Origin of the sequence: Blastomonas sp. CCH1-A6, from assembly GCF_001556365.1 — a bacterium.
In the GTDB taxonomy this organism is placed as follows: domain Bacteria; phylum Pseudomonadota; class Alphaproteobacteria; order Sphingomonadales; family Sphingomonadaceae; genus Blastomonas; species Blastomonas ursincola.
This window is the reverse complement of record NZ_LSIS01000485.1, coordinates 1-2,774: the sequence shown is the minus strand read 5'-3', so window position 1 is coordinate 2,774 and position 2,774 is coordinate 1. Positions and strand designations below refer to the sequence as shown.

Annotated in this window: 2 protein-coding genes and 1 pseudogene; all 3 read right to left on the bottom strand. The window is 65.2% G+C overall.

Annotated features, from left to right (window positions below; all coding sequences use genetic code 11):
• Positions 1-1,133, bottom strand: a 1,133-nt coding sequence (locus AX735_RS21575) for an MFS transporter (protein WP_066284658.1), incomplete at its 3' end; no start/stop codon positions are given.
• Between the two features lie 57 nt (positions 1,134-1,190).
• Positions 1,191-2,006 (bottom strand): 2-keto-4-pentenoate hydratase, encoded by an 816-nt coding sequence (locus AX735_RS21570; RefSeq protein ID WP_066284656.1) that lies wholly within the window; start codon positions 2,004-2,006, stop codon positions 1,191-1,193.
• An 81-nt stretch (positions 2,007-2,087) separates the two neighbouring features.
• Positions 2,088-2,774 (bottom strand): annotated as a pseudogene (locus tag AX735_RS21565) (UxaA family hydrolase); the annotation flags it as partial.

Genomic DNA, 2,774 nt, shown 5'->3' with positions numbered 1-2,774 from the left:
CCGCCAATACCCACGACCGAGCCCACCGCACCACGCGGGAACACGTCCGACGGCAGGGTATAAAGGTTCGCCGAGAAAGCCTGATGCGCTGCCGTGGCCAGGCCGATGATCAGCACCGCACCCCAGACGCTGTCGATTCCTTGCGCGAACCAGATCGGCGTGACGGCAAGCGCGCAGACCAGCATCGTCGCCTTGCGTGCAAAATTGGGGGTCTTGCCCGCCTTGATCAGCCGCGAGGACATCCAGCCGCCGAAGATCGAGCCACCGTCCGAGATCAGATAGATCGCGGCGAGCGGCAGGCCGAAGGTCTTCAGGTCCATGTCATAGCGCTCGAACAGATAGCCGGGCAGCCAGAACAGGAAGAACCACCAGATGGGATCGATCAGGAACTTGCCGAGTGCATAGGCCCAGGTTTCGCGCACGGTGAGCAACTTGGCCCAGCCGATCTTCTCGACCGGGTCTGCCGGGTCCTGCTGGATCCAGGCGAGTTCCCCCGCCGAAACGCTCTTGTGCTCGGTCGGGTGGCGATAGATCGCCCACCACGCGGCCAGCCAGACGAGGCCAAAGATGCCGGTTATATAGAAGGCCTCGCGCCAACCGAACCACAGGACCAGCGCAGGCACGAGCAACGGGGTGATGATCGCGCCGACATTGGCCCCGGCATTGAACAGCCCGATGGCAAAGGCGCGCTCGCGCTGCGGGAACCAGTCGGTCACCGCCTTGATGCCGGCGGGGAAGTTGCCGCTCTCGCCGATGCCGAGGCCGAAGCGCGCGGCGGCGAAGCTGGTGACGCCGGTGGCGAGCCCGTGCGCCATATGCCCGGCGGTCCAGATGACGATCGCGACCGCATAGCCCAACCGGGCCCCGATCACGTCGACAATGCGGCCGAAACCGATATAGCCGATCGCATAGGCGACCTGGAACCAGAAGACGATCGCGGCAAAGTCGGTCTCGGTCCAGCCGAATTCGGCGACCAAAGTCGGCTTGAGCACGCCGATCATCTGGCGGTCGATATAGTTGATCGCGGTGGCCGCGAACAGCAGGCCGACAATCACCCAGCGATAGCGCCCTGCCCTGCCCGCAGCGGCGTCGAGCGCCTGGGGCCGTGTCGCAGTTGCGGCGGATTCAACCATGTTCAGCTCTCCCAAAGCAGCGCCCGGCCTTTACCGATCCGCCTCCGTTCTGTCCCGTCAGCGTGGTTGCGCCGCCACCACGCGGCAGCGCACATCGCCATGTCCGACAAATTCGGCGCTGAAACTCTGCCCGACCGCAATCTCGTGCACGCCGGTGATCGCACCGGTCGAAACCCATAGCCCCTGCGAAACGTCAAATCCGCGCTGGATCAGGTTCGCCAGCAGAAAGCGCACCGCGCCATAAGGCCCATCGAGCATGGTCGCGGCGGTCGCCTGGCCAACCTCTGCGCCGTCGATCTCGCTGCGCACCAGAATGGCGCACAGATCTACCTCGCGCCAACCGGTCAGCTCTGCACCGAGCACCACGCCGGCATTGTTGCCGAAATCGGACACAGTGACCGCCGGGCCATCCAGATTAATCCGCGCATAAGGCGAGCTGGCAATCTCGATGCCGAGCCGCACATCGTCCAGAATGGAGCGGGTGCCATCGTCATCGGTTGGGACCGGGCCGGCAAATCCAGGGGCTACATGCAGCAGGATTTCTGCCTCGCCTGCGGCAAAGCCGCCCTCGAACACTGGCATCTCGGGCTCAGCGCCCGAGGCGGCATCGACGATGCTGTCCGCAAAAATGGGCCCTGAAAGACGGTTTGCGCCCAGCGTGCCGTCGAGCGGCGGATTGATCCGCCCGACCTTCCAGCCCGCCACCGCGCGGCCATCGAAATGGATGGCACGATCCTGAATGGAATAAGCTGTGTCCAGCGCGGCGGGGGCGACGCCCGGATAATCGCTCAGCGCCCTCGCTTCGCGCCGCGCGCTGACAAAGGCCTGCGCCACCGCGTCCACCTGTGCACTGACCTGCAATTCCATCCCCATCCTGTCGTCCTTCTCTCAATTCCGATGCCTAGAGGAAACCGGTGTCATCCGCAAGGGGCGGCGTGTTTGCCGCCCGCTCCTCTAGAGCGTCACACCCTTTTTCCAGATCGCAATCGCTCGCTGCCCTGCCCGCTCTGCCGCCGTCCGTTCGCCGCTGGCGATCGCGAGCAACCTGTCCATAAACGCGCGATCGACCGTCTTGACCGTGCCTTCGAGCGCGGCCGAGGCGTCGAAATCGATCCAGTGTTGCTTGCTGGTCGCGAGCGCCCGGTTCGAGGCGATCTTGACCGTCGGCGCGGGAAAACCGAGCGGCGTCCCGCGTCCGGTGGTGAACAGCACCAGCGTCGCCCCTGCGGCGGTCAGCGCGGTCGACGACACTGCGTCGTTGCCCGGCGCTTCGAGCAGCGCGAGTCCGGGCCGGTCAGCTTGCGCTCCATAGGCGATCACGCTGGTGAGCGGCGCGGTCCCGGCCTTCTGCACTGCGCCCGCCGACTTTTCCTCGAGCGTGGTGATGCCGCCTGCGATATTGCCGGGTGAGGGATTTTCTGAGACGGGCAGGCCCTGGTCCAGATAATAGCGCTTGAAGCGGTTCACGAGCGTCGCGGCGGCACCGAAGACCTGTGCGTCGAACGCGCGGTCGAGCAGCGCCTGCTCTGCGCCGAAAATCTCGGGGATCTCGGTCAAAATCGGCGTACCGCCCGCCGCAGCGAGCGTCTCACTGAACCGGCCGAGCAATGGATTGGCGGTAAGCCCGGAAAAGCCGTCGGA

What these genes read in the sequence shown, in the direction of transcription:
- AX735_RS21570 (WP_066284656.1), bottom strand. Translation starts at nt 2,006, where the DNA reads ATGGGGATGGAATTGCAGGTCAGTGCACAGGTGGACGCGGTGGCGCAG.